Here is a 1,664-nt window from a genome sequence, read left to right on the forward strand (position 1 = left end):
TAACCTCGGTCTTTCACTTGAGCATGGATCAATAGCCGCTGCTCGATGAGTGCAGTTTGCGTGTTTGCTGATGTTCTGTTGGCATGCCAAGGTCCCGGCGCTGGGCCGGGTTCCTCCGTGGTGCTGGTCGGGCGTGCGTCTCGAGGTCAGCTGGTGGGCCGGGGTAGTGCGGTGAGCTTGTTGAACGCGCTGGTCAGGGCGTCGGTCCAGGGCCAGTTGGCGGCGATGGCGAGGCGGGTCTGCCGGGCGGTGCGGGTGATCCGGGCTGCGACGTGCAGCAGCCGGTAACGCAGCTTCTTCGGTTCGGCGGTGGCCAGCTCGCCGTCCAGGAGTAGGTTCTGGGTCCAGGCGAGTAGGTCGATGCCGGTCAGAGCGAGGTGGAGCCAGGCCTGGTTGATGGCGAAGTGTCGGGACGGGAACCGGCCGAGGCCGGTGTTCTTGCCGGTGCGGATGCGGTCCTCGGCGCGGGCGTGGGCCCGGTGCCGGGCCTCCAGGAACTGGATGCTGCCGCCGCCGGGTGGGGTGTCGGTGGCGACGACCTGGTGCCGCCAGCCTTCGATAGTGTCGAACAGGGTCAGTTGGGCGCCCGGGTGCGGGCGTTCCCGGCGGACCAGGAACCGGGTGCCGGGCGGCCAGCCGCCGGCGTCGAACAGGCCGGTGATCTCGCAGACCTCGGCATGGTCACGCAGGTCACCCTCGGTGTCGACGGCGGGAACCCAGCCGGTCGCGGCGCGGATCGCCGCCCGCACGCCTTCGGTGATCGCGGCGCCGACGGAGAATCGGATGTCGAGGTGCTGCTCGCGCAAGGCTCGGATGTGGGCGAGGAAGCCGTGGCTGGAACCAGCGGAGTCACTGCGCAGCAGGATGGGGGTGCCGTGCCGGGCCGCGTCGGGGATCTGGGCGAGGGCCTGGTCGAGCACGGTGATGTGGTCGGCGGTGGTGTTGGATCCGGCCCGGCCTTCCCGTAGCAGGCCGGCGAGGGCTTCGCCGGTGTTGTCCAGAAAGCACAGCAACGGGTGGAAGCCGAACGTCTTCTTCCACGTACGGGTCGCTGCCTCCTTCTCCGAGTGGCAGATCACGATGGTCGCGTCGATGTCCAGGACCAGACCGTCGACCGGGCGGCCGGCCACCGTGGGCTGCGGCAGGTCACCGCGGACCTCGGCATGCTGGGCCCAGGCGACCTCGCGGGCTCGGGCCCGCGCGGCCCGCAGGTGGGCCAGCATCGGCTCGTCCAGTCGGGACAACAACCGCCACGCGGTCGGGTCGGAGGCCACTGGCCCGAACAGACCGGCCTCGTTACGCAGCACCGCGAGATCAGCGATGGCCTCGCCGCCGTCGGCGAGCATCACCGCCAGATCGACCGCTACCCGGCCCGGATCGTGCCCGCCCCGCCGCTGCCGCAGCCCGGCCAGGGCCTCACCGAACGCGCTGGTCAGCCCAGTCGCATCGGCCAGGTCAGCGAGCAGCCGGGCACCGACGTGACCCACCACGCCCCGCCCGCCCCCGGTCACCATGATCTTCGGACGTGTTGCGGTAGCCTTCACCCAGCAAGTGCCTTCCGTGACAGGAACATGGGACTCTCGACAAGCCCTATTTTCCCAGATCAGAAGGCACTTCTTCGTTCTCAGCCCAGTCCGTGGGCAGCCCTTACCGAAGGGCCGAGG

General features: G+C 69.7%; 1 protein-coding gene. It reads right to left on the bottom strand.

Features of this window, described 5'->3' with window-relative positions:
• Window positions 1-146 precede the first annotated feature (146 nt).
• Entirely contained in the window at window positions 147-1,544 is a 1,398-nt protein-coding gene (locus ACIG87_RS32255) for an IS1380 family transposase (protein WP_396855402.1), read from the bottom strand.
• Window positions 1,545-1,664: the final 120 nt, after the last annotated feature.

Origin of the sequence: Micromonospora sp. NPDC051925 (assembly GCF_044548625.1) — a bacterium.
GTDB lineage: Bacteria > Actinomycetota > Actinomycetes > Mycobacteriales > Micromonosporaceae > Micromonospora.